23 protein-coding genes are annotated in these 25785 nt (G+C 62.4%); 12 read left to right on the top strand and 11 right to left on the bottom strand.

What is annotated here, in order from left to right:
- Window positions 1–110 precede the first annotated feature (110 nt).
- Window positions 111–1031 carry an AraC family transcriptional regulator gene (locus IGS58_RS00370; protein ID WP_230520383.1) on the top strand — a complete coding sequence of 307 codons (921 nt, stop codon included), beginning with the start codon at window positions 111–113 and terminating at the stop codon, window positions 1029–1031.
- A 35-nt stretch (window positions 1032–1066) separates the two neighbouring features.
- Here IGS58_RS00370 and IGS58_RS00365 read toward each other — a convergent pair whose 3' ends face one another.
- The 4 genes from IGS58_RS00365 to IGS58_RS00350 form a co-directional block, all read right to left on the bottom strand.
- Window positions 1067–1228 (bottom strand): hypothetical protein, encoded by a 162-nt coding sequence (locus IGS58_RS00365; protein WP_161784184.1) that lies wholly within the window; start codon window positions 1226–1228, stop codon window positions 1067–1069.
- A 72-nt stretch (window positions 1229–1300) separates the two neighbouring features.
- Window positions 1301–1576 carry a hypothetical protein gene (locus tag IGS58_RS00360; protein WP_070254735.1) on the bottom strand — a complete coding sequence of 92 codons (276 nt, stop codon included), beginning with the start codon at window positions 1574–1576 and terminating at the stop codon, window positions 1301–1303.
- 9 nt (window positions 1577–1585) lie between these two features.
- A complete protein-coding gene (gene feoB, locus IGS58_RS00355) occupies window positions 1586–3487 on the bottom strand; it encodes a ferrous iron transporter B (protein ID WP_070254889.1) in 1902 nt (633 codons plus the stop codon).
- A 2-nt stretch (window positions 3488–3489) separates the two neighbouring features.
- Window positions 3490–3774, bottom strand: coding sequence for a FeoA family protein (locus tag IGS58_RS00350; protein WP_034778868.1), 285 nt, complete (start codon window positions 3772–3774; stop codon window positions 3490–3492).
- Between the two features lie 412 nt (window positions 3775–4186).
- Here IGS58_RS00350 and IGS58_RS00345 point away from each other — a divergent pair, with 412 nt between their 5' ends.
- Window positions 4187–4402, top strand: coding sequence for a (2Fe-2S)-binding protein (locus tag IGS58_RS00345; protein ID WP_034745611.1), 216 nt, complete (start codon window positions 4187–4189; stop codon window positions 4400–4402).
- 17 nt (window positions 4403–4419) lie between these two features.
- The gene (locus IGS58_RS00340) at window positions 4420–5121 is read left to right on the top strand and encodes an energy transducer TonB (protein WP_052139928.1); all 702 of its coding nucleotides are present in this window, start codon (window positions 4420–4422) and stop codon (window positions 5119–5121) included.
- A 149-nt stretch (window positions 5122–5270) separates the two neighbouring features.
- On the opposite strand, the gene IGS58_RS00335 is transcribed toward IGS58_RS00340, so the two are convergent.
- Window positions 5271–5951, bottom strand: a complete 681-nt coding sequence (locus IGS58_RS00335; RefSeq protein WP_230520382.1) for a Fe2+-dependent dioxygenase — start codon at window positions 5949–5951, stop codon at window positions 5271–5273.
- A gap of 421 nt (window positions 5952–6372) precedes the next feature.
- Between IGS58_RS00335 and bfr the strand changes: the two genes are divergently transcribed.
- Window positions 6373–6849: a bacterioferritin gene (gene bfr, locus IGS58_RS00330; protein WP_034778875.1), complete on the top strand. Its 477-nt coding sequence runs from the start codon at window positions 6373–6375 to the stop codon at window positions 6847–6849.
- A gap of 181 nt (window positions 6850–7030) precedes the next feature.
- Here the strand turns inward: bfr and IGS58_RS00325 are convergent, their stop codons facing one another.
- The 5 genes from IGS58_RS00325 to IGS58_RS00305 form a co-directional block, all read right to left on the bottom strand.
- Window positions 7031–8359: an MFS transporter gene (locus IGS58_RS00325; protein WP_070254740.1), complete on the bottom strand. Its 1329-nt coding sequence runs from the start codon at window positions 8357–8359 to the stop codon at window positions 7031–7033.
- Window positions 8356–10218, bottom strand: a complete 1863-nt coding sequence (locus tag IGS58_RS00320) for an alpha-amylase family glycosyl hydrolase (RefSeq protein ID WP_230520381.1) — start codon at window positions 10216–10218, stop codon at window positions 8356–8358. The genes IGS58_RS00325 and IGS58_RS00320 overlap by 4 nt, the downstream gene beginning before the upstream one ends.
- 15 nt (window positions 10219–10233) lie before the next feature.
- On the bottom strand, window positions 10234–12528 hold the full coding sequence (locus IGS58_RS00315) for a TonB-dependent receptor (RefSeq protein WP_230520380.1): 2295 nt from the start codon (window positions 12526–12528) through the stop codon (window positions 10234–10236).
- A gap of 300 nt (window positions 12529–12828) precedes the next feature.
- Window positions 12829–13857, bottom strand: a complete 1029-nt coding sequence (locus IGS58_RS00310; protein ID WP_230520379.1) for a LacI family DNA-binding transcriptional regulator — start codon at window positions 13855–13857, stop codon at window positions 12829–12831.
- A gap of 7 nt (window positions 13858–13864) precedes the next feature.
- Entirely contained in the window at window positions 13865–14479 is a 615-nt protein-coding gene (locus tag IGS58_RS00305; protein ID WP_070281805.1) for a glutathione S-transferase N-terminal domain-containing protein, read from the bottom strand.
- A 277-nt stretch (window positions 14480–14756) separates the two neighbouring features.
- On the opposite strand from IGS58_RS00305, the gene purB reads away from it, so the two are divergent.
- From purB to IGS58_RS00275, 6 genes are all read left to right on the top strand, one after another.
- Window positions 14757–16136 carry an adenylosuccinate lyase gene (gene purB, locus IGS58_RS00300; protein ID WP_070254746.1) on the top strand — a complete coding sequence of 460 codons (1380 nt, stop codon included), beginning with the start codon at window positions 14757–14759 and terminating at the stop codon, window positions 16134–16136.
- Window positions 16137–16321: 185 nt separating this feature from the next.
- Window positions 16322–16846 carry a cytochrome b gene (locus IGS58_RS00295; RefSeq protein ID WP_070254748.1) on the top strand — a complete coding sequence of 175 codons (525 nt, stop codon included), beginning with the start codon at window positions 16322–16324 and terminating at the stop codon, window positions 16844–16846.
- Window positions 16847–16889: 43 nt separating this feature from the next.
- The gene (locus tag IGS58_RS00290; protein WP_034778891.1) at window positions 16890–17444 is read left to right on the top strand and encodes a YceI family protein; all 555 of its coding nucleotides are present in this window, start codon (window positions 16890–16892) and stop codon (window positions 17442–17444) included.
- Window positions 17445–17594: 150 nt separating this feature from the next.
- On the top strand, window positions 17595–18170 hold the full coding sequence (locus IGS58_RS00285; RefSeq protein WP_070281807.1) for a YceI family protein: 576 nt from the start codon (window positions 17595–17597) through the stop codon (window positions 18168–18170).
- 166 nt (window positions 18171–18336) lie between these two features.
- Window positions 18337–18606: a GlsB/YeaQ/YmgE family stress response membrane protein gene (locus IGS58_RS00280; protein WP_034778894.1), complete on the top strand. Its 270-nt coding sequence runs from the start codon at window positions 18337–18339 to the stop codon at window positions 18604–18606.
- Between the two features lie 307 nt (window positions 18607–18913).
- On the top strand, window positions 18914–21067 hold the full coding sequence (locus tag IGS58_RS00275; protein ID WP_230520378.1) for a S46 family peptidase: 2154 nt from the start codon (window positions 18914–18916) through the stop codon (window positions 21065–21067).
- Between the two features lie 68 nt (window positions 21068–21135).
- Here IGS58_RS00275 and IGS58_RS00270 read toward each other — a convergent pair whose 3' ends face one another.
- On the bottom strand, window positions 21136–21705 hold the full coding sequence (locus IGS58_RS00270) for a hypothetical protein (protein WP_230520377.1): 570 nt from the start codon (window positions 21703–21705) through the stop codon (window positions 21136–21138).
- 150 nt (window positions 21706–21855) lie between these two features.
- Here IGS58_RS00270 and IGS58_RS00265 point away from each other — a divergent pair, with 150 nt between their 5' ends.
- Together IGS58_RS00265 and IGS58_RS00260 are read left to right on the top strand one after the other, a co-directional pair.
- The gene (locus tag IGS58_RS00265) at window positions 21856–23544 is read left to right on the top strand and encodes a M14 family zinc carboxypeptidase (RefSeq protein WP_230520376.1); all 1689 of its coding nucleotides are present in this window, start codon (window positions 21856–21858) and stop codon (window positions 23542–23544) included.
- Between the two features lie 90 nt (window positions 23545–23634).
- A complete protein-coding gene (locus IGS58_RS00260; RefSeq protein WP_070254758.1) occupies window positions 23635–25785 on the top strand; it encodes an FUSC family protein in 2151 nt (716 codons plus the stop codon).

The raw sequence follows: 25785 nt of genomic DNA, 5'->3' as shown, positions 1-25785 counted from the left end.
GTGGCCAGCGCGGGATGGCTGGCGACATGCTTATTTTGCGCGAGCCGTTCTGGACGGTGAATGGCGTAAAATCTTCAATACTATCGCCATCGTCCAGAATTGCCGCCACCATGGATTTGCTCTCCGATGTACTTTCGCTGTTTGATACGCGCAGCTCCTACTTTGCCGGCCTGAAGGCGGGCGGCGAGTGGGCCATCGACTTTCCGCCGCCGGACGGCATCAAGTTCAACGCCGTGATCAAAGGCGCTTGCTGGCTGACGGTCGCGGGCATCGACGCTCCCATGCCGCTGCAGACGGGCGACTGCTTCCTGCTGGCGCCGGGACGCGCGTTCACCCTGGCCAGCACGCCCGGCTTGCCGGCCGCGCCAGCGCTGGAAGTGTACCGGCACACGCAACAGGGCGTGGCCCGCCACGGCGCGCCGCAGCACGATTTCTTCCTCATCGGCGGACGCTTCCACTTTGGCGACGAAGCGGCCATCCTGCTCGACTGCCTGCCGCCGCTGCTGCACGTGCGCGGCGATACGGACCAGGCCAGCGTGCTGCACTGGTCCTTGCAACGGCTGGCACAGGAACTGCAGGCGACGGCGCCCGGCGCGGCGCTGATGACGCGCCACCTTGGTCACATGATGCTGTTGCAAATGCTGCGCCAGTATCTTGAAGCGCAGGCCTCGCACCCGGTGGGCTGGCTGTTCGCGCTGGCCGATCCACGGCTGCGCGCCGCCATCGAGGCCATGCACGCGCAACCGGCGCGGCGCTGGACCTTGTCGCAGCTGGCCGCCGTCGCGGGGCAGTCGCGCTCCGCCTTTGCCTTGCACTTCAAGAAGCGGGTGGGCGTGACGCCGCTCGACTACCTGCTGCGCTGGCGCATGCGCCTGGCCACGCGGCGCCTGAAGGGCGGCAGCGCACCCATCACCTTGATCGCACAGGCACTGGGCTACGATTCCGACAGCGCCTTCAGCCACGCCTTCAAGCGCGTCATGGCCTGCTCGCCGCGCCAGTACCGGCTGCGCCACGCGGGCGGGCAGGCGTAAAAAAACCCGCGCTTGCGGGTTTTAATAGTACAAGGTCAGCGCGCCGGCACGGGCGGCAAGGCTGCCACCGCCAGCAAGGCAAACGGTCCGAGGAACAGGCCGATGCCGAACCAGAGTCCCCCGTGGCGGCCGCGCCGGCTGGCCAGCAGCCAGGTGGCGACCGCAAACAAAAACATGAAGATCAACAGTATCGCCATTGCCACTCCTTGCCATGCGGAAAGCCCAGTGTAGCCCACGGGCGCGCCCATGGCTACACTGAAATACAAGCCCTAGCGCTGCACCTGCATCAGGATCACGCGCTTGCTGCTGCCGTCGGCCGGCGGCGTGGCGGACGGCGGCGGCGGGCTGTCGCAGGAACCGCAGGAACCGCAGCCGCTGCCGCAGCCCGGCGCCACCTTGAAGAAGGTCGACAGCTTCGCCTCATCGAGGCCGCAGCGCACCAGGCCGCGCACGATGGCGCGGCGCACGCCCGCCGGCAGGTACTTGGTCGAAAAATGCAACAGCGCGGCTGCGACGATCAGGGCGACGATGAGGGTTTGCCACATGGTTTTCTCCTAAGCGCCCAGCATCAGGGCGACGCGGTACGTGATGAACGAGGCGGCATACGCCAGGGCGAACATGTAGCCGGCCATCAGCAGCGGATAGCGCCAGCCGCCCGTCTCGCGTTTCACCACGGAGAGGGTCGACAGGCACTGCGGCGCAAACACATACCAGGCCAGCAAGGAAAGCGCGGTGGCCATCGACCACGAATGCGCGATCAGCGGTTCCAGCGTGGTCGCCAGCGCATCGCCCGTTTGCGACAGCGCGTACACGGTGCCCAGGGCGCCGACGGCCACTTCGCGCGCCGCCATGCCCGGCACCAGCGCGATGCAGATCTGCCAGTTGAAACCGATGGGCGCGAAGATCACTTCCAGGCCGCGGCCCAGGATGCCGGCCAGGCTGTAGTAGATCGGCGGGTGGATGGCGTTATCCGGCGGGCCGGGGAAGGTACTGAGGAACCACAGGATGATCATCAGACTCAGGATGATGGTACCGACGCGCGTCAGGAAGATCTTCGCGCGCTCCCACAGGCTGACGGCCAGGTTGCGCAAATGCGGCCAGTGATAGGCAGGCAGTTCCAGCATCAGCGGCTGGTTGCCGCGCACGCCCATGCCGCGCTTCATGACCCAGGCCACGGCCATGGCCGAGATGATGCCGGCGAAGTACAGGACAAACAGCACCAGGCCTTGCAGGCTCAGATAGCCCCACACCTGGCGCTCCGGGATGAAGGCGGCGATGATCAGCGCATACACGGGCAGGCGCGCCGAACACGTCATCAGCGGCGCGATCATGATGGTGACCAGACGGTCGCGCGGGTTCTGGATGGTGCGCGCCGCCATCACGCCGGGGATGGCGCAGGCAAAGCTCGACAGCAGAGGAATGAAGGCGCGGCCGGACAGGCCCACGCCGCCCATCAGGCGGTCCAGCAGGAACGCCGCGCGCGGCAGATAGCCGCAGTCTTCCAGCGCCAGGATGAAGAAGAACAGGATCAGAATCTGCGGCAGGAACACCAGCACGCTGCCGACGCCGCCGATGATGCCTTCCACCAGCAAGCTTTTCAGGTGGCCATCGGGCATGTTCGCCGTCAGCACGGCGCCCAGGTGGCCCACGCCATCGGTGATCATTTCCATCGGCGTGGCGGCCCAGGCAAACACGGCCTGGAAGATCAGGAACATCAGCACAGCCAGGATGATGGGGCCGACGATGGGATGCAGCACCACGTCGTCGATCTTTTCCGTCAGGTTGCCCTTGTCGCTCGTGTCATTGCTGACGGCGGCCAGGATGCGGCGCACTTCGCGCTGGGTTTCTTCGACGCTGACGGCATCGATGGCCGCCAGCGGTTTCGCTTCCACGACCGGCAGCGGCAACATGGCATCGATGGCGTTCAGCAAGGCTTTTTCGCCATCGTGCTGCACCGCCACGGTTTCCACCACGGGCATGCCCAGTTCCTGCGACAGTTTCACCGTGTCGATCAGCATGCCGCGCTTGCGCGCCACGTCCGTCATGTTCAGCGCCAGCAGCATGGGCAGGCCCAGGCGCTTGACTTCCAGCACCAGGCGCAGGTTCAGGCGCAGATTGGTGGCGTCGACGACGCAGATGATGGCGTCCGGACGCGGGTCGCCGCGGCGCAGACCGCCCACCACGTCGCGCGTGATGGCTTCATCGGGCGTGGTGGCGGACAGGCTGTAGGCGCCCGGCAGATCGAGCACGCGCACGGGTTTGCCGGCTGGCGAGGTGAAATGGCCTTCCTTGCGCTCGATGGTCACGCCGGCGTAGTTCGCCACTTTCTGGCGCGCGCCCGTCAAACGGTTGAACAGGGCCGTCTTGCCGCAGTTCGGATTGCCCAGCAAGGCAATTTGTGGCTGATGCGGCGGCTTGTGCACGCCCGCATCCACGATAGTTTCGACAGCACCCATGGTCATTCCGGTTGAAGCAGCGGTTGAATCGTAATCAGCGCCGCTTCGAAGCGGCGCAGTGCGAACGTGGCATTGCCCACCTTGATGGCCAGCGGATCGCCACCGGGAATGCCGCGCTTGAGCATGCGGATACGTTCGCCGGGAACGAATCCCAGCTCCATCAGGCGACGGGGCAGGTCGACGCCGTCCTCCGTCTGTCCTGCCGTGTGGGGCGTGATATGCAACACCGTGCCGCTCTGGCCGACTGCCAGCGCATCGAGCGTCATCATGGGTGGAACTAGAGTCATGAGCAAATTCCGTTCAAATTAAGAACACCTGATACCGGCTGCGGCGCGGGGCGCCTTGCGCTGGTGCCAGGTTTGTGAGGTAAAACGCCACTGTTGCGCATTACCGACAAGCGGCCATTCCATCTGTCCAGACGGCAACCGTCCGAGACAATACCAGCATTATAAACATGAATGCGAATAGTTTTTATTTAGCCCGGAGAGCCGCCCCCATCAAGGGCTGCGTCATGCGCGCGAATCGCATATCAAGCTGCGGCGCCAGGCTGCCAAGTGCCGCACACTTGATCAAAATCGCTTGCATTGTCCCCCACTTTGCGCGACAATGAAACGTAATGATAATGATTCTCATTAAAACACTAGCAACAATGCTTCCCAGCACTAGTGTCTGTTCATCCTCCAGCCAGAAGGTGTATCAATGATTGTATGTGTCTGCAACAACATATCTGATCGTGAAATCCGTCAAGCCGTCGATCTTGGCCTGTCCAGCATGGCCGAACTGCGCCGCGACCTGGGCGTGGCCACCTGCTGCGGCAAATGCCACACCTGCGCGCGGGAAGTGCTGAACGATCACCTGAACGCCACGGTGGCGCTGCAAGAAACCGTATTGATGCGAGCTGTACTGACAAACTAAAGAAAGCGATAAACGCCATGACGATGATGCCCCCGCCCGTAACGGTGCAGGCCGTGCAGCAATTTGCCGACTTCGACAAGAAGCGCAACAAATTCGCGCCGCTGATGGCCATCGTCGTCCTGCATCTGGCCGGGTTCTACGCGATCCAGAGCGGCTTGCTGAGCAAAGTCGTCACGGCGGCCATGCCGACCATCACCACCATCAGCATCATCGCCCCGCCGGCGCCGCCCAAGCCGCCAGCGCCATCCGTACCGAAAACCGTGGAATTGAGCGCTCCCGTGCCGCGCGCCGTGATCCCGCCGCTGCCGCTGATCGCCGTGGCACCGAGCGAGCCGACAATCACGCCGCCGCAGCCGACGCGCGCCGAAGCGGCACCCGTTGCCACCGCCGCGCCGACAGCGCCATCGACACCGTCGCCAACGCCACCAGCGCCGTCAACGCCGCGTACCGTCAGCAGCGTCGAATACATCAAGGCACCGCAACTGATCTACCCGAATCTGTCGCGCCGCCTGGGTGAAAGCGGCACCGTGGTGCTGCGCATCCTGATCAATGAAAAGGGCTTGCCCGAGCAAATCCTGATCCAGAAATCGACCGGCTACAACAACCTCGATGAAGCGGGCCGCCAGGCCGCCCAGCGGGCGCTGTTCAAGCCGATGATCGAAAACGGCAAGCCCGTACCTGTCTACGTTCTAGTACCGCTGACCTTCCAACTGAGCTAGCCTTCCGGCGGCCCTTGCGCCGCTGCCAGCCCGCAAGCACCGCACCACGTGCCCTGCTTGCTTTTTTGCGCCTTGTTTTTAGTCAAGCGATTTGCTTGTTTCAGTCTGCCAGCCTACATCCCCGGGCCAGGCAGACTTTTTTTTGCGCGCTACATCTCCGCCCACATCCGCAGCAGGTTGTGATAATGCCCCGTCAAGCCCACCGTCGCCGGTGAATCGCCGTGCTCTGCGCGCACGCTCTGGATGTTCTGATCGAGCTCGAACAGCATGCTGCGCTTCCAGTCCTCGCGCACCATGCTTTGCGTCCACAGGAAGGAGCAGATGCGCTCGCCGCTGGTGACGGGCAGCACCTGATGCACGCTGCTCGACGGATACACGATCACGTCGCCGGCCGGCAGTTTCACTTCGTGCGTGCCATACGCATCGACCACCACCAGCTCGCCGCCTTCGTACTCGTCCGGCTCGCTCAGGAAGACGGTCGACGAGACGTCGGCGCGCATCGACTGCATTCCGTTCTTCGGCGTGCGGATGGCGCCGTCGATATGCAGGCCATAGTGCTCGCCACCCGCATAGCCGTTGAAGAATGGCGGCAGGATGCGCAGCGGCAGCACGGCGGCAAAGAACAGCGGATTGGCCATCAGCGCGCGGCTGACGATCTCGCCCAGCTCCAGCGCCAGCGGCGAACCCTCGGCCAGCTGGCGGTTGCGCTTGACTTGCGCGCCTTGCGCCCCGACGCTGGCGCGCCCATCGACCCAGTCCGTCTGCGCCAGGCGCTGGCGAAACTGCGTGACCTGTTCCGGCGTCAGCACGCCGGGTATATGCAGCATCATCTTGCTATCCTTTTTCAGTAAACATCGCTGCCTGATTATCGCATCGCCGGCAGCGGCCAAGAAGACACAAAAGCAAGAACGGACCAACATTTCCCGCCTTTTCAGCGCGGCCATGCGCGCGCGCCAGCGGCAGCAAAACAGCACCGGGAACGCGAATGAGAATGGCCTTCATTTTCCTTAACAAATAAAAAACGGAAAAATGTGGCAATCCATTTGAGAATGGGTTTTATTCGCACGATATTTACGTTAAAAAGACGGAAAAATGCCGTTTACCGCCCGAAATTGCCCATATTTTGCGCTATCATGCGGGCATAGCGAAACCGGCAACCTGCGCGCCACCAGGCAGCCCGAGCCACCCGGCAGTGAACGCCAGCAGCCTCCGGTTTCATCATCGAACGCACTACAGAACAAAGGAAATCCCATGAAGGGCGATAAAGAAGTCATCCGCATGCTCAACGCACAGCTCACCAACGAACTGTCGGCCATCAACCAGTACTTCCTGCATGCGCGCATGTACAAGCACTGGGGCCTGGAAAAGTTGGGCAAGAAAGAATACGAAGAATCGATCGGCGAAATGAAACACGCCGACAAGCTGATCGACCGCATCCTGATGCTCGACGGCCTGCCGAACCTGCAAGCGCTGCACAAGCTGCTGATCGGCGAGAACACGCCGGAAATGCTGGAATGCGACTTGAAGCTGGAGCGCGCCGCGCACGCCACCGTCAAGGAAGGCATCGCCATCAGCGAAAAAGCGGGCGACTACGTCTCGCGCGACCTGTTCCTGATGATCCTGGAAGACACGGAAGAGCATATCGACTGGCTGGAAACGCAGATCGACCTGATCGCCAAGATCGGCATCCAGAATTACCTGCAAAGTCAGATGGCTGTTGAAGAGTAATGAGGACACCTGCCAAAACCTACTGCGCGTCGGCATAGGCGGCCTGCGATGCTCACCGTACTAGAGTACGGTTGCGCTTCTCGGCCACCTCTTCCTTCCGCTCGCTACGGTTTTGTCAGGTGTCGTAACATCATTGGTGGAACAAGAAAAACCGGCAGAGCCGGTTTTTTTACGTGTGCTCTCAAGTCTTTGTGGCCTGCGGCGGGCGCAGCTTGACGAACAGCACCGCCACCGCCGCGCACAGCAACAGGGCGCCGGCCAGCCGGATGACGTTCTCCGGATTGCCGCCCAGCCAGCTGCGGTAGTACAGCGGCAGGGTGAAGATCTGGATGATCATCGGGATGACGATGAACATGTTGAAGATGCCCATGTAGACGCCCGTGCGCTCGGGCGGAATGCAGCCGGCCAGCATGATGTAGGGATTGCCCATGATGCTGGCCCAGGCCAGGCCCACGCCCAGCATGGGCAGCAACAGCAGCGCCGGGCTGTGGATCAGCGGGATGCTCAGCATGCCCACGCCGGCCGCGCACAGGCACAGGCTGTGCATGCGCTTGGGGCCGAAGCGGCGCGTGAACGGCACCAGCGCAAAGGCAGCGACAAAGGCGATGAAATTATAGAAGGCACCCACCTGCCCGTTCAGCAGGCCCGCGTCGCGAAAGCCTTGCGATGCCGGATCCGTCGTGTGAAACAGGGTCGCCGCCAGCGACAGCGCAATGTACTGCCAGTAGCAGAACATGGCGTACCACTGGAACAGGTTGACGATGGCCAGCTGCTTCATCGTCGGCGGCATGTCGCGCAGGGCCGCACCGATATCGGCCAGCGTGTGGCGCCAGCCCGGCGGGCGGCTGCGGATGGCCGCCAGCTCGGCCGCCGTGAGGGGGTTTTCCGGCGTCGTCTTCAGGGTCCACAGCACCGAGGCGAGGGAAAAGACGGCGCCGATCAGGAAGGCGGCGATGACGATGTGCGGGATATGGCTGCCATTGACGGCATCCTTGTTCATGCCCAGCATGACCAGCAGCGACGGCGTCAGGTAGGCCAGCGTTTGCCCCAGTCCCGTAAACGCGCTTTGCGTGAGAAAACCCAGCGAATGCTGCTTCTTGTCGAGCTTGTCGCTGACAAAGGCGCGGTACGGCTCCATCGTCACATTGTTGGCCGCGTCGAGTATCCACAGCAGGCTGGCGGCCATCCACAGGGTGGGACTGAACGGCATGGCCAGCAGGCCCAGGCTGCACAGGATGGCGCCGATCAGGAAGTACGGCGTGCGGCGGCCCCAGCGCGTCACCGTGCGGTCGCTCATGGCGCCGATCAGCGGTTGCACGAGCAGCCCCGTCATGGGACCGGCCAGCCACAGGTACGGCAGGCTCGCTTCATCGGCGCCCAGGTATTTGTAGATGGGGCTCATGCTGCTTTGCTGCAGACCAAAGCTGAACTGGATGCCGAAAAAACCGACATTCATGTTGACGATCTGCCAGAACGACAAATGCGGACGGTGCGCGGTGGTGTCGCTCATGCTGGTTCCCTTTCCAGCCACAGCATATGCCATGGCTGCAGGCCCACGGTGCCGGCCAGCACGCTGCCATCGAGGCTGTTGCGCCACTCGCCCGCGGGCAAGGTGAAGCGCTGGCTGGCGCCGCTGAAATTGCTCAGGTTGAGAAACGCGTCGCCGCGCAGCAGCGCCAGCACGGCCGGCGTGTCGGCGGGCAGCACGCTGCGCGGCGCAGCGGCGGCCAATGCCGGCAAGCGCCCGCGCGCGTCGATCAGCTGGCGCAGCACCAGGTACAGCCGGCCGCTGGCGCTCACGCCATCGTGGCGCCATGCCAGCAAGCTGTCGTCGAACGCGGGACGCTGCAGCCAGCGGCTGTCCATCGCCCGGTCGGCGCGCTGCGTGTAGCTGTCGTCGTTGGTCATGCCCAGTTCATCGCCCATGTACAGCACCGGCAAGGCGCCAAAGCTCAATGCCAGGCCATGCAGCAGCAGCAGGCGCCGCAATGCGTATTCCTGCTCCTGCACCGTGGTGGCGCTTTGCAGGCCGGCCAGCGAGGCGGCCATGCCGTTGCTGCCATGCGCCTTGTCGGCGCTGCTGCTCTGGAAGGCGGCACCGCGTGCATAGCTGCCGGGCGCACCGGCAAAGAACTGCGCAATGCGCGCCAGGCGCGCCGGCCCGTCCGCGCCCGCTTCATTGAGCAGCACATTCCAGCCGATGTCGTCGTGGCAGCGCACATAACTGAGCCAGCTTGCGGCCGGTGGCAGCGGCGGCGTGGCGGCGATCACCTGCTGCAGCAAGTCCGTGCTTTCCTCCGCCAGCGCGCCCCAGCCGGCGGCCATCAGGCTGCTGTGATAAGCGATATGGCATTCGGGCGCGCTATCGCTGCCAAAGTAGGCGGGCAGCTTGGGTGTGGGCACGATGGCTTCGGCCTTGAGCAGCACGCCAGGCGCGGCGATGGCGGCGATGGCGCGCAAGGCTTGCAGCAGGCTGTGGGCTTCGGGCTGGTTCATGCAATCCGTGCCTTCGCGCTTCCACAGAAAGGCCGTCGAGTCGAGGCGGAACACCTCGATGCCCTTGTTGGCCAGGCCCAGCATGGCGCCGGCCATGGCCGCGAAGACGGCCGGATTGGCGTAGTTCAAGTCCCACTGATAGGGATAAAACGTGGTCCAGACCCAGCGCTGGAGCTCCGGCACGAAGGTGAAATTGCCCGGTGCCGCCTGCGGGAAGACCTGGCCAACGGTGCGCTCGTAGCGGTCCGGCTGCACGCGGTCGGGATAGGTGTGGAAAAAATCGCGCAGCAGCGGATCGCCCGCCTTGGCGCCCAGCGCCCACGCATGGTCGTCGGCAACATGGTTGAGGATGAGGTCCGAGCACAGGCTGATGCCGGCCGCGCGCAGCTGCGCCGTCAACGCCAGCAAATCGGCATTGCTACCCAGCGCAGGGTCGACTTCCTCGAAGCTGGCGACGGCAAAGCCGCCATCGCTTTCGCCGGCACGCGGCCGCAAAAACGGCAGCAAATGCAGATACGTCACGCCCAGCTCGCGCAGATGGGCAATGCGCGCGGCCACGCCCTGCAGGCTGCCGCCGAAGCGCTGCACGTAGGCGCTGTAGCCCAGCATGGACTGGCTGGCAAACCAGTCCGGCTGCGCTTCGCGCTGCGCATCCTGCCGCAGCAGCGCCGGCGCGCGCGCCGCGTACAGCCGTCCCACGCTTTCCATCAGGTCGCCCAGCCAGGGCAGGAAGTCCGGCCGCTGGCCATACAGGCTGCCCAGGCGGTCGAGCAGGACCGCCTCCTGTCGCGCATAGCGGCGCGCCGCATCGTCGCGCAAGTGCGAGGGGAGCGGCGCCAGCAGGCGCGCCAGGGGGCTACGTATCGACATCATGAATCCTATCCTTGCTTAAAATGCGTATTTCAGGCTGACCTTGACGGCGCGCCCCGTGATCGAGCGGGCCGCGTGGCCATCGCCCTCGACTTCCGTATAGCCGATCTTGTTGAGCAGATTGTTCGCCGTCAGCGCCACCTGCATCTGCGGCGTGAGCTGGTAATTGACGAAAGCGTTGAGCACCTGGTAGGCGGGCAAGGTGATCGTGTGCGCATCATCGCCCCACGACTTGCCCGTGCCGACCAGGCTGGCGCCCAGGGTGGCAGGTCCCCATTCATAGGTGGGCGCGAGCTGGTACACGACACGCGCCTGGCGCCGCGGCGTATTGCCGATCAGCGCCACGTCGGCCGCGGCCGTGCCCGTGATCTCGGCATCCGTGAACGTCAATCCGCCATTGATGCGGAAGTCGCCGGCGCTGTAGGCCGCTTCCAGTTCCACGCCCTTCGCTTCATAGCTGTTGGCCGTGCGCAGCTGCGTCGTCGCCTCGTAATTGCTTTCCTTCGTCTTGGCCTGGAACACGGTGACGAAGGTGCTCAGGGGCCCCCGCCGCCATTTCACGCCGCCTTCGAGCTGGCGCACGGTGTTGATCGCCACCGGCACGCTGCCATCCAGGGGCGTGCCGAACAGGATGCGGTCGGCATTGAAGGCCACGCCTTCGCTGACGCGGGCAAACACGGCCAGGTTGGCTTGCAGCTTGTAGTTCGCGCCCAGCGAGTACGAGGTATGGCCCAGGGTGTAGTCGACCTGCTGCACCGTCGACGGCAGATAGGCTTGCGCGCCGGTGGCCTGGTTGGCCGTGCCACTGGCGTGCTGGCGGTCGCGCCGCAAGCCGCCGTCGAGGTTCAGCGCGCCGCTTTCCCAGGCCAGGTTTACGTAGGGTGACGTCGTGCGGTACTCCATGTCGACGGCGCGCGAACAGCAGGCGCCGAAGGCCGGGCCGATGTAGCCGGGCGTGCTGCTCGCCGTTTGCAGCAGCGCCGGCTGGTCGCCCGTGGCCTGCATCAGGTATTCATTGAAATTCCAGGTCAGGCCCAGCTTTTGCTGCGACAGGTACAGGCCGGCCGTGGTGGTCAGCTTGCCGCTGTCGAGCACAAACGTCTTGGCCAGCTTGGTGTCGCTCAGGGTATTGCTGGCGTCGTCGATCGAGGTATTGAACACCACGGCGGAAAACGCGCGCCCCGTGTAGGGCTGGCCCCGGTTCGGGCCGCTGGCAAACACGTAGCTGCCGTCGCTGCCGTTATTCGACGGGAAGACGCCGATGAAGCGGCCCGAATTGTCGGCGTAGCGGAAGTTTTCGCTCACGCTCCAGCCCTGTCCCAGCTTGAACGATGCTTCCAGTCCCACGGTGTCGCTCTTGACGTGCAGACCGTCGTTGACGCGGGTGGCCACGCGCTGGTTATCCTTGTTCAGCACCATGTCGGGCACCCAGTACGGCGAATAGAAACTGGCCTTGCGCGGGTCGATGCCGGCGATTTCCCCGATGCGGCCATTGCGCACGCTGACCGGCACCGGCAGGGCCGTGGGCGACTGGTCGTCGAGGTGCTTGAACGACAGGCGCACGAAGCCGCTGTCGAATTCATGCGTGACATTGCCGCGGATCTGGCCGCCCTTTTCGCTGTTGACGCCACTGTGGCGGATGCCTTCGCCCGTGCGCCAGGAGCCGCCGATGAAGAAGCGCGTGCGCTCGGAAACCGGCGCGCCGTAATCGAAATCCACGCGCGTCTGGTCGTAGCCCAGGCCCCGGCTGAGCGCCACGCTGCCGCCCTTCTCCTTGCCATTCTTGCTGATGAAATTGATGATGCCGCCCGGCGAGTTGGTGGCCAGGGTGGAGGCCGAACCGCCGCGCACCACTTCCAGGTGGTCGAGGGTGGAATCGATCTTGACGAAGCTGTCGGGCGTGGTGAAGTTGAAGTCGCCGAACTGCAGCACCGGCAAGCCGTCTTCCTGGATCTGCACATAGCGCGCGCCGCCGGCGGAAATGGGCAGGCCGCGCACGGTGATGTTGGCATTGCCTTCGCCGCCCGAGGACTCGGCCCGCAAGCCCGGCACCGAGCGCAGGACTTCGGCGGCGCTGGTCGGCGCGTTGTGCAGGATGGTGTCGAGTTCCATGCTGCTGACGGAATTGCTCGATTTCATTTTGGACGTGCCGCCGGTGGTGCCGGTGACCACGATGCGTTCCAGGTTCAGGCCATCGGCGGGGGCGGCGCTGGCGGTGTCGCCGGCCGATTGGGCCTGGGCGGCGCCCCATTGCAGCAGGGCCAGGGCGACGGCTGCGGCCATGCAGCCGCGTTGAGCAGTACGTGTCTTCATCTTGTCTCCAGTGTTGTATGCCGATACATCGAGGTATCCGCTTGTTATGGGTCCTGGCCGCCGCATGCCATGGCGCGCTGGCTGAGCCGGTACGTCATTATTCAACGAATAAGAATTTATTGCAATCGATTGCAATCGAGCGCTGCAACATGGAATTTATGTTGCTTTTAAGGGAGCGCTACGGGCAGAAAAGAGGGAAACAGGAGAGAATCGATACGAGATCAGGGTTTTTCATGCTGCCGTGCAGCATGAAAAATAGTGGGGAATTTTGAAATTATTGCAATCGGTTGCAACCGCGCTTTACCGGCCCGAGGCGCGTACGATCAGCTCGGTTGGCAATTGCCGGGATGGCGCAGGCGCGCCATCGACCAGCGCCAGCAGCGAGGCCACCAGCGCGCGCCCGGCGGCGCGGATCGGCTGGCGCACGGTGGTCAGCGGCGGGTGGAAATACGCGGCCAGTTCGATATCGTCGTAGCCGACCACGGCCACCTGTTCCGGCACGGCCACGCCACGCGCGCGCAAGGCGCTGATGGCGCTCATGGCCAGCAAGTCGCTGCAGGCGAAGATGGCGTCGAACGGGAGCTGGCGATCCAGCAGTTCCTGCACGTCCGTCGCGCCGCCCTGCGGCAGGAAGGAGCCGGCCACGTACAGTTGCGGATCGGGTGCCAGTCCGTGCGCGGCCAGCGCCTGCGCATAGCCCTGGTGGCGCTGCGCCACTTCGGGCAGCTTGGCGTCGCCAAAGAAGGCGATGCGACGACGTCCCGCCGCCAGCAAATGCTCCGTGGCCAGCCTGCCACCGGCGACGTTGTCGCCGCCAATGGTGCAATACAGCTGCTGCGGCAATTGCGCGCCCCACACGACGATGGGCACCTGGCGCGCGGCCAGCTGGTTCAGTTGTTCATGGTGGCGCCACTGGCCGATCAGGATGATGCCGATCACGCGGCCGCTATCGAAGGACTGGGCGGCCGCATCGAGCGTTTCCGCATCCACGCGCGAAATGAGCATGTCGAAGCCCTGCTCCGTCAGCGCATCGGCCAGGCTGCCCAGCATGCTCAGAAAGAAAGGATCGGACAGGTGCTGGCGCGTGGCCGCGTCATACGGCACCACCACGCCCACCGTGCGGTTCTGTTTCAGGCGCAGGTTTTGCGCGCCGATATTGATGGAGTACTTGAGCGAACGGGCCAGCGCGATGACGCGCGCGCGCGTCTCTTCATTGACCAGCGAGCTGCCGCTCAGGGCGCGCGACACGGTGGACGTGGACACGCCGGCCAGGCGCGCGATATCGGCCATCTGCAGGCGCTGCTGCGCCTTCGAATCGGTACCGGTCATCGTACGCTCACTGCGGCACGGTGTCCTTGAACGACTGCCGCTCGGACAGTTTGTCGAACAGGCGGGCCAGCGCAGGATGGTCCGCGCGCCAGTCGATTTCCGGGAAGCGGAAGCTGAGCCAGCCCAAGGTACACCCCACGGCCACGTCGGCCAGGGTGTAGTTCTTGCCGGCGCAATACGCGCTCTCGCCCAGGCGTGCTTCCAGCGCCGCCAGACCCAGGGTGACTTTTTCCAGCTGGCGCGCGATCCAGGCCGCGCTTTGCTGCTCGGGCGGGCGCTGCGTGCGCTCCAGGCGCACCAGCACGCCAGCGTCGAGGATGCCGTCGGCCAGTGCTTCCCAATTCTTGATATCGGCCCGCTCGCGGCCATTGCCGCCGGCCGGCAGCAGCTTGCACACGGGCGTGAGCGTGTCGAGGTATTCGACGATGACTTTCGAATCGATCAGCGTGCTGCCATCTTCCATGACCAGGCAAGGCACTTTGCCCAGGGGATTGGCCTGGGCGATGCGGGTTTCCGGCACCCACACGTTTTCCAGCTCGAAGACATAGTCGAGCTTTTTTTCCGCCAGCACGATACGGGCTTTGCGGACATACGGGCTGGCGAGGGAACCGATCAGTTTCATAGGTACTTTAAGGTAAAGGAGCAGCAAGCAGTATAGCATCGGCGGCAGCGGTGTTTGGCAGCACGCGCCCGGCGCCCCCCAGTGTGTGGCAGGCACGCCGCATCGGGGCCGGATTCGGCCAAATTGCGGTGCGGCGACGGCCAACGGACGGCTGGCCAGCGGCCAGCGGTGGTAAAATCGCCCTTTACTGTGGCGCCGTCAGTGTTGCTGTATTGCAATAGCCCTGCCCTCCCCGCGCGCCACACGCCAACCGTTTCTTTAACTTGCGTCCGCTCTCATGACTTCTACTACTCCGTATTCCACGCTGTCGGCCCTGTCTCCGCTCGATGGCCGCTACGCCAGCAAGACCGATCTGCTGCGCCCGATCCTGTCCGAAGCCGGTTTCATGCACCACCGCGTGAAAGTGGAAATCTCCTGGCTGCAAGCGCTGTCGCAAGCCGGTTTCGCTGAAATCAAGCCGTTTTCGGCAGAAGCGAACGCCCTGCTCGACAAGATGGCGAGCGATTTCTCGGAAGCCGACGCGGCCCGCATCAAGGCCATCGAAGCGGTCACCAACCATGACGTGAAGGCTGTCGAATACTGGCTGAAGGAACAAGTGGCGGACGTGCCGGAACTGGTGGCGGCGTCGGAATTCATCCATTTCGCCTGCACCTCGGAAGACATCAACAACACCTCGCACGGCATGATGCTGAAAGCCGCCCGCGATGGCGTGATGCTGCCGGCATTGAACGGCCTGGTGGCCAAGCTGACGCAGATCGCGCACGACAACGCCGACGTGCCGATGCTGTCGCGCACGCACGGCCAGACGGCCAGCCCGACCACCCTGGGCAAGGAATTTGCCAACGTCGTGGCCCGCTTGCAGCGCGCCGTGAAACGCATCGAGCAAGTGGAAATCCTCGGCAAGATGAATGGTGCCGTCGGCAACTACAATGCCCACCTGTCGGCCTACCCTGGCTTCGACTGGCCGGCATTCTCGCAGGCCGTCATCGAACAGCGCCTGGGCCTGGTCTTCAATCCGTACACCATCCAGATCGAGCCGCACGACTACATGGCTGAACTGTTCGACGCCTTCGCGCGCGCCAACACGATCCTGCTGGACCTGAACCGCGACATCTGGACGTATGTGTCGCTCGGCTACTTCAAGCAAAAACTGAAAGCGGGCGAAATCGGTTCGTCGACCATGCCGCACAAGGTCAACCCGATCGACTTCGAAAACTCGGAAGGCAACCTGGGCCTGGCCAACGCCGTGCTGAAACACCTGTCGGAAAAACTGCCCGTCTCGCGCATGCAGCGCGACCTGACCGATTCGACCGTGCTGCGCAACATCGGCGTGGGCCTGGGCTACACCCTGCTGGCCTATGACAGCTGCCTGCGCGGCTTGAACAAGCTGGAAGTGAACCACGCGCGCCTGGCGCAAGACCTCGACGCGACGTGGGAAGTGCTGGCCGAGCCCGTACAAACCGTGATGCGCCGCTATGGCATCGAAAACCCGTACGAGCAGCTGAAAGAGCTGACGCGCGGCAAGGGCATCTCGAAAGAAGCGCTGCAGACCTTCGTCAATGGCCTGGCCATTCCGCAGGATGCCAAGGACGTGCTCTTGACCATGACGCCGGGTAATTACATCGGCATCGCGGCGCAATTGGCCAAAGCCATCTAAGCAGTTTCCACATGGGGATCATGCGATCCCATTCCCGCGGGGCGGCCAGCACACAAATGCTGCCCGCCCCGCGGTTTTTCCGGCAATCTTTCTTGTAGAATCTCCAGCACGCAGCGTAAATTGCTTTTCTTTGGTATATTAGGCTGAATTAGTCCTAATACGTACTACTTTCAAGAAAGCCGTCGATGCAACGCTACACCACCACCGCCATCATCCTGCACTGGCTGACCGCCCTGCTGATCATCAGCGCCTTCATCATGGGCCTGGTCATGGTCGATATTCCCGGCCTGACGCCCACCAAGCTCAAATATTTCTCGTGGCATAAATGGCTGGGCGTGACCGTGCTGGCCATCGCCGCCATCCGCCTGCTGTGGCGCAAGGCCAATGTACCGCCGCCGCACCCTGCCAGCATGGTGGCCTGGCAAAAGAAGGCGGCCGACGCCATGCATGTGCTGTTGTACATCCTGATCTTCGCCGTGCCCGTTTCCGGCTACCTGTACACGCTGGCTGCCGGCGTTCCGGTAGTCTATCTGGGCCTGTTCCAGCTGCCCGTCATCATGGCGCCGAACCCGGAACTTAAGCCACTTTTAAAAGAGATTCATTATGTTCTGAACATGACGATGGCCGCCGCCGTGGCTGCCCATGTGCTGGCGGCGCTGAAGCATCAATTTATCGACAAAGACGGCGTACTTAAACGCATGCTGCCATAACACCGACTTCACCCTTGCTCACTGAAACTCCAGGAAAAATAAGATGAAAACCACCCAACGCATCGTCCTCGCTTCCCTGCTGGGCCTGTCCGTGGCCGCCACCGCCGCCACCCTGCTGAAAGTCGATCCCGCCAAGACCAGCGTGTCGGCCGTGTTCAAGCAAATGAACGTGCCCGTGGAAGCGAAGTTCAAGAAATTCAATATCGCCATCGATTACAATCCGGCCACGCCGGACGCCTCGAAAGCCTCGGTGGAAATCGAGACGGCCAGCATCGATATCGGCGACCCGGAATACAACAAGGAAGTGGCGAAGAAAGAATGGTTTAACGCGGCCCAGTTCCCGAAAGCCACCTTCGTTTCAAGCAGCATCAAGGCCGCCGGCGCAGGCAAGCTGACGGTCAGCGGCAAGCTGAGCATCAAAGGCAAGACCACCGACGTGACGTTCCCATTGACGGTCAAAGCCGATGGCGGCAAATATGCGTTCGACGGCGCCCTGCCGATCAAGCGCCTGACCTACAACATCGGCGAAGGCGAGTGGAAAGACACGAGCATGGTTGCCGACGAGGTCACCATCAAGTTCCACGTCGCTGCGCAGTAACACCTGAGAAAACGTCCATGGCTGCGTTGCTCTTGCCTCGTCGTACTATTCGTACTGCCTTCGGCAAGGCGCCTGGCCCTGAACGTTTTTCAGGCGTTACATATCAGATCACCGCCCAAAAATCTGTTGTTTAACTTAGTTAGGAATTCAATGAAATTGAAGCACTTGATGATCGCCGTGCTGGCAGCCGCCGGCGCCGGTTCGGCCATGGCCGCTACCGACACCTACAACCTCGACCCGACGCACACTTTCCCCAGCTTTGAAGCCGATCACATGGGCATGTCCGTGTGGCGCGGCAAGTTCAACAAGACCAAGGGCACGGTCACCCTGGACCGCGCCGCCAAGACGGGTAGCCTGGACCTCGTCATCGACGCCGATTCGATCGATTTCGGCCTCGACGCCATGAACACGCACGCGAAAAAAGCGGACATGTTCAACGTCGAAAAATTCCCACAAATCACCTACAAGAGCAAATCGCTCAAGTTCGACGGCGACCAGCTGGTGGAAGTCGATGGCGAACTGACGCTGCTGGGCGTAACCAAGCCCGTCAAGCTGAACGTGAGCAAGTTCAAGTGCATCATGCATCCGCGCTACAAGCGCGAAGTGTGCGGCGCCGACGCCACGGCGGAATTCAAGCGCAGCGACTTTGGCCTGAACTATGGCATGCCGGCGTTCTCGCCGGAAGTCAAGCTGGCCATCCAGGTGGAAGCCATCAAGGCCGACTAAACACGGCCTTGCCGCATGACAAGCCCGCCTCGCTGCCCGCAGCCAGGCGGGCTTTTGCATGCACTGCGCGAATCCGCTGGACTTTTCTATCGTGCGGCATCACTATCCATTGGCATGATGTTGTTCTGACATGGCACACCCACTTATCCACCGCGCGGAGGACTACATGAATTTCATTATCTGGATCGTTATTGGCGGCGTCATCGGCTGGCTGGCCAGCATGGTCATGAAAACGAATGCGCAACAGGGCATCTTCCTCAATATCGTCGTCGGCATCGTCGGCGCCTTCCTCGGCGGCTGGCTGCTGGCCCCCCTGTTCGGCACGGGCACCATCAATAGCGACAATTTCAGCCTGGCTTCTCTGCTGGTCTCGTTCCTGGGCGCCGTGATCCTGCTGGGCATCGTGAATCTTTTGCGCCGCGGCAAAATACGCTAAGCAGACACATGGCAGCGCATCAGCAAGTGGCCGGGCCGCGCAAGCGCCCGGCCATTTTTTATTGCCGGCAAGACAATTGTATGGACAATACCACAGCCGCGGCACGAGAAAATGCCCGTTCGCAGCCCACTCCTGCCCCTGCAACGCCGAAAATAGTGCAATTTTTGCAAGCAACTACAAACATGCCCTCGGGAAAATGTGATTGACTAGTGCGAGTTCGATACGGATACTCTAGGTCGCCCGCTGAGAAAAAACACTGGGTACACGTTGGTTCCGACTTCCCTTCATGTAAAAGACTAGAACTCGAATGAAAAAATCTTTAATCGCGCTCGCCATCCTGAGCAACTTCGCACACGCCGACGAAGGCATGTGGATGCCCCAACAGCTGCCACAAGTGGCCAAGGAACTGAAAGCGGCCGGACTGAAACTCGATCCGACCAACCTGACCAAACTGACCGAGTTCCCCATGGGCGCCATCGTCAGCCTGGGCGGTTGCTCGGCTTCGTTCGTCTCCCCGCAAGGCCTGGTTGCCACCAACCACCATTGCGTCTACAACAGCGTGGCGGTCAATTCGACCAAAGAGCGCGATTTGCTGGCCAACGGTTTCCTGGCCAAGACTTTCGCTGAAGAATTGCCGGCCGCCCCAGGCAGCCGCATCTTCGTGACCTCGGCCGTAACCAATGTCAGCGACAAGATCATCACCGCCGACGTGGCCAAGCTGCAAGGCAAGGCACGCATCGACGCGATCGAGAAAAACCAGAAGAAACTGGTCGCCGAATGCGAAAAAGAAGCCGGCTTCCGCTGCACCGTGTCCGCCTACTACGGCGGCCTGGAGTTCTACCTGATCAAGCAACTGGAAATCCGCGACGTGCGCCTGGTGCACGCGCCTCCAGCAGGCGTCGGCAAGTTCGGCGGCGACACCGACAACTGGATGTGGCCACGCCACACGGGCGACTACGGTTTCTACCGCGCCTATGTCAGCAAAGACGGCAAAGCTGCCGACTTCAGCAAGGACAACGTGCCTTACCAGCCAAAACACGTGCTGAAACTGGCCAAGGATGGCTTGAAAGAAGGCGATTTCGTGATGGTCCTGGGCTACCCTGGCCGCACCAACCGTCACCGCCTGCCATCGGAAGTGGCGTACACGTTTGACTGGAACTACCCGGCCTTCGTGAAAGCGTCGGGCGAAACCCTGGCCATCATTGCACGCGAAACCAAGGACAACAAGGATGTTGCCCTGAAATACGCGGGCCAGGTTGCTGGCGTGAACAATTACTACAAGAACCGCCAAGGCATGCTCGATTCCTACGCCGGCAGCGACTTCCTGGCGCGCAAGACGACGGAACACGAGGCCCTGAAAGCATGGGTCAACGCGAATGCTGCCCGCAAGGCGGAATTTGCCGGCGACATCGAGCAAGTGGAAAAGCTGATCGCCGAGCGTGATGCCGACACCAAGCGCGATTTCTTCCTGAGCTACGCACAACCACGCCTGCTGAACACGGCACGCAGCCTGTACCGCCTGTCGAACGAAGGCACCAAGGCCGATACGGAACGCAAGTCCGGCTACCAGACGCGCGATTTGCCACGTCTGTCGTCGAGCATCACGTCGGTCGAGCGCACCTACGATGAAAAAGTCGACAAGGCGCTGGTACTGAACAGCCTGACCAAGTACGCCGCGCAACCGGCAGCACAACGCCGCGCCAGCTTCGACGCCGCCATCGGCATCAAGGACGGCATGTCGCAAGCCGACCTGTCCGCCGCCCTGGACAAACTGTATGCCGGCAGCAAGCTGGCCGACAAGGAAGAACGCGCAGCGTGGCTGAAACGCACGCCAGCCGAATTCCAGGCCAGCAAGGACAGCTTCATCCAGGCAGCCGTCGCCATGTATCCGGATTCGCTGAAAAACGAAGCGGAAGACGAAGAACTGGCAGGCAAGATCCAGCAAGCCTACGCCAACTACATGAAAGCAAAGATTGCCTTCATGAAGAGCAAAGGCCAAGCCGTCTATCCTGACGCCAACAGCACCCTGCGCGTAACGTTCGGCAAAGTAGCCGGCCGTGACCACGGCGCCGACGGCACCACCTGGTCTGCCTTCACGACCGTCAATGGCGTCGTTGCCAAAGCCACGGGCCAGGGCGAGTTCAATGCACCAGCGAATCAACTGGCCGCGATCAAAGCCAAGGACTTCGGCAAATTCGTCGATCCGAAGCTGAAAACCGTGCCGGTCGACTACCTGGCCACCCTGGACATCACCGGCGGCAACTCCGGTTCGGCTGCCCTGAACGCCAAAGGCGAATTCATCGGCCTGGCCTTCGACGGCACGCTGGACTCGATCATTTCCGATTGGGACTACAACAAGGCCAACACCCGTTCGATCCAGGTCGACCTGCGCTACATGCTGTGGAACATGAAACACATCGACCACGCAGACAACCTGCTGAAAGAAATGGGCGCTGAATAACAAGAAGCAATAACCCGCCAACGGGCGCTTTAGCCTGAGCCACTCCTGCGGGAGTGGCTTTTTTTCGCCTAACGTTTTACTTTGGTAAAACGGTAAGGTACGGCTTGCTCCTCGCCAAACACTTGCGCCCTGCCACTTCCCAACGGCAACATGACCCGCCGGCCATCCTGCAGCAGCAAGGCCAGGTCGGCGCCGGGAAAGCGCTGCGCCAGCAGCGGATAAGCTGGCCGCGCGATGCCGGCGGCGGGAACCACGATGCGGTAGTCGCCATCGCCAAAGTCCAGCAGCAGCGCGGAAAGCTCATCCGGCCCCGGCAGCGCCGTGATGCGTAGGCGCGCGCTTCCCTTGACGAGCTCGAAGGCGGACCACAGGGGCAGGTTACGCTGCGTGGAGCCTATCCGCAGCAGCGGCGCGTGGCGCGCGTGCGCCGACGTCAGCACGATGTCAGGCCGTTCTTCCGGCACGGCCCCATCGACGGCCAGCAGCCAGCCCCGGTAGCGTATCAGCGCGCCCTGCGCGGCAGCCGTGACAGACCCGCCCTGCGCCACAGGCTCCTTGCCCGCCGGCAAGCGCAACGGCGCCGCCTGCGCCGCCAGGCATATCCCCCACACCAGCGCCGCCATCGCCGACTTGCCCATGCCGCCTCCCCTCGTGCGTGAAACGTATTCATAACACAAGTACAGCAACAAGCCCCTGCGGCGCCTCAAGGCAAGAGCGCCGGTGCTACAATTGGCCCCTAGCGGGCGTACTTACCCAGCGCGCCTTCCCCCTCCCAGACTCAGACCGCTATGCCACCAGACTTGCGCACGACCTACGAACTCGGTAACCACAACCAGACCACGACCTGGCTGGAATGCATCACCTTCTATCAAGATCTTGCCGCACGCTATCCGCAAGTGCTGCACTTCGAACAGATCGGCCTGTCCGACTCGGGCGTGCCCATCCACGCTGGCGTCGTCAGCGCGGACGGCGTGTTTGACCGCGAGCAGATCAAGCGTGCAGGCCGCACGGTGTTCTTCAACAACAACGGCATCCACCCGGGCGAACCGGAAGGCATCGACGCCTGCATGGCCATCGTGCGCGACCTCTGCTCGCAGCCGGAGCGCCTGGCGGCGCTGGGCAGCACCGTCTTGCTGTTCATTCCAATCTACAACGTCGATGGCAGCCTGAACCGCGCCAATACATCGCGCGTGAATCAGGATGGCCCGGAGCAATTCGGTTTCCGCGGCAATAGCCGCCACCTGGACTTGAACCGCGACTTCATCAAGTGCGACAGCCTGAACGCGCAAGTGTTCAACCGCCTGCTGGCCAGCTGGGACCCGGATGTGATGGTCGACACGCACACGTCGAACGGCGCCGACTACCCGTACACGATGACCCTGATCCACACGCAGACGGATAAGCTGGGCAACGGCCTGGGCCCCTTCCTGCAAGACACCATGCTGCCGCACATCTTTGCGCAGATGGAAAACGCTGGCTGGCCCACCTGCCCGTACGTGAATCCCGTCAAGGACAGTCCCGACCACGGCATTGCCGAATTCCTCGAAGTGCCCCGTTTCTCGACCGGCTTTGCGGCCTTGCACCACGTCATCGGTTTCATGCCGGAAACGCACATGCTGAAACCGTTTGCCGACCGCTACGCTTCCATGCGCGCCCTGCTCGACATCACCATGGCGTTTACCATCGAACATGGCGAACAGATCAAGCAATTGCGCGCGCAGGCAAAAGCAGCTGGCCGCACGCAAGCCGAGTGGCCCATCCACTGGGCCATGAACGAAGAGCAGCCGTCGACCTTCCCCTTCAAGGGCTATGCGGCGCAATACACGCCGAGTCTGCTGGGTGACTACCAGCGCCTTTCCTACGACCGCTCGCAGCCGTGGGAACGCGATATCGCCTACTACAACCGCTTCGAGGCGGACGTCACCGTGGCTGCGCCGAAAGCCTATGTGGTACCGCAAGCGTGGCGCGAAGTGATCGAACGGCTGCGCTGGAACGGCGTCGAAATGAGCCGCATCACCACCGAACAGACGCTAACGGCCCGCTACTACCACATCGCCTCTGTCGGCACGCGCGCCACGGCCTACGAAGGCCACATGTTCCACGACCATGTAGAACTCGAAGCGCGCACGGGCCAGTTCACCGTGCAAGCGGGCGATTATGTCGTCAGCCTGGACCAGGACAACGCCCGCTACGCCGTGGAAACACTGGAGCCGCAGGCGCACGACAGCTTCTTCCGCTGGGGTTTCTTCAATAGCGTGCTGGAGAAGAAAGAAGCGTTTTCCGATTACGTGTTCGAAGACATGGCATCCGAACTGCTGCGCGATGAACCGGCGCTGGCGGCCAAGTTTGCTGACTGGAAAGCTGCCAATCCCGCCTTGCTGAGCAATCAGGAAGCCGTGCTGAACTTCATCTTTGCACACTGCCAGCGCTTTGCCGAGCCGGAATGGCGGCGCTACCCAGTGATCGCCCTGATGTAAATCCGGGCTGTAGCGACTGCAACATCCTGGCGCCGCATCGGAGACCCCGGTGCGGCGCCTCTTTCTGTGCCCTACCCACAAGGTAATCCCATGCACTACGCACTGAACCTGCGCACCTTTATTTACAGCCATTATTTTTATCTGGGCTTGCGCGTGGCCATCGGTCTCGTCGGCCTGGCCTTGCTGACCCAGGAAATCAGCGATAGCGCCACCGCCATGACGGTATGCATCGGCGCCCTGTGCACGACCCTGATGGACATGCCCAGCCCGCTGCGCCACAAGTTCAACGAAATGCTGGCCTCGGTACTGCTGTGCAGCGCCGTCACCTTATTGATCAGCCTATGCGGGCCCGTGCAGTGGCTGTTGATGACGGTGCTCGTGCTCGTCAGTTTCCTTGCCAGCATGATGGTGGTGTATGGCAAGAAATCCATGCCCTTGCAACTGGCCGCCCTGTTCATCATGACCATGTCGATGGAGCACCAGATGACGTGGCAGCAATCGTTCCACCATGCGGGCCTGTTCATGCTGGGCGGCCTCATCTATCTGGCCTACGCCATGGCCATCGCCTGGGTCTTGCGCCACCGCATCAAGCAGCAAGTGCTGGCCGAAGCCCTGTTCGAACTGGCCGCCTACATCGATATCAAGGCCGATTTCTACGATACGCGTTTCAATCTGACGGAGCAGTTCAACAAGCTGGTGCGCCATCAAAGCATTTTGGCCGACCGCCAGCAAGCGTCGCGCGACCTGATTTTGCGCAGCCACAAGAACAGCAAGGATGCCATCGTCGTGCAGGTGCATGTATGCATGCTCGATTTATATGAACTGATCCTTTCCACGCACACGGATTACGCGCTGCTGCGCCAGCACCTGGCCGACTCCGACGTGCTGAAATCCTTGCACGACCTGGCCTACAAGGCGGCGCGCGACATCGAAGCCGTAGCCTACGCCGTCACGCGCAAGCGCGCCTCGTATGCGCAGATCAGTTACGACAAGGAATGGGCCGACATCGAAGGAGAAATTGCCCGCCTGCAGGCAAAGGGAGAAAATGCGCAGGAAGCGCTGGCCACCCTGCGCGCGCAGCGCAACAAGATCCGCGCCATTCTGAAAATGATCGCGGAATTGCACCTGGCCAGCCAGAAAGTCTACGACAACGTACCGTTCTGGAGCGGCGCAGACATGGCGCCATTCTTGTCGCAGCAGAAATATGAACTGAAAACCCTGCTGTCGAATCTGCGCCTGGAGTCCCCCGTGTTCCGCTTCGCCCTGCGCGTATCGATGGCGATCTCGGTAGGCTTGCTGATCGGACACTGGCTGCCGTATGCGGCCCACAGCTACTGGATTGTGCTCACCATCGTCATCATCCTGCGCCCCACGTTCAGCATGACGCGCCAGCGCCGCGCCGACCGCATCATCGGCACCATCATCGGCTGCGTGATCACGGCCATCGTGATCCGCTTCGTACACAGCAATATCGTGCTGATGGCCATTTTGTTCCTCTCCATCGTGGCCACGCCCACCTTCATCTATTTGCGCTACCGCTACACGGCCATCGCCGTGAGCCTGATGATCCTGCTGCAAATGCACCTGGTGGCGCCCAGCAACCCGAACCTCGTCAGCGAGCGCCTGATCGATACCCTGATCGGTGCGGCTGTCGCCACCGTGTTCAGCTTTGTGCTGGCCAATTGGGAATACCAGAGCCTGCCGCGCCTGGTGCGCCAGGTGCTCAATGTAAACCTCAGCTATATGCAGGCCAGCTTCGCGCTGCTGCAGGGAAAGTGTTTCGATGATTTCGCCTACCGCATCGAGCGCAAGCGCTTGATGGACAGCCTGGCCGCGCTCAGCTCGGCCCTGGTGCGCATGCTCGACGAACCGGCCAGCAAGCAGCGGGCCGTGGAAGACATCAACCTGTTCATCGTGCAAAATTACTTGCTGGTGGCCCACGTCGCGGCCCTGCGCTCCATCCTGGGACGCCACGCCAGCCAGCTGCCTGTCGCGCCCGTCAACGCCTTGCTCAGCCACAGCCATACCCAAGTGTGTTTGACCTTGTCGCGCGCGCTGGAGCAGCTCGACAACCAGGCGACGATCAGCGCGCCGCTGGCTCCCCCTGCCGCGCCGCCCGTCAGCGACGTGGCCTGGTCCGGCTGGCCGCTGGTGCAGCGGCGTATCCGCCTGTTGCAGGCAGATGCCGACAAGATCGTGATACATAGCGCGGCGATCGTACATATTGTGACACCGCGCTAA

The sequence above is a fragment of the Janthinobacterium sp. EB271-G4-7A genome, assembly GCF_020858075.1.
Classification (GTDB): Bacteria; Pseudomonadota; Gammaproteobacteria; order Burkholderiales; family Burkholderiaceae_D; genus Janthinobacterium; species Janthinobacterium lividum.
The sequence above is the reverse complement of the archived record's forward strand: the minus strand, read 5'-3'. Positions and strand labels throughout refer to the sequence as shown.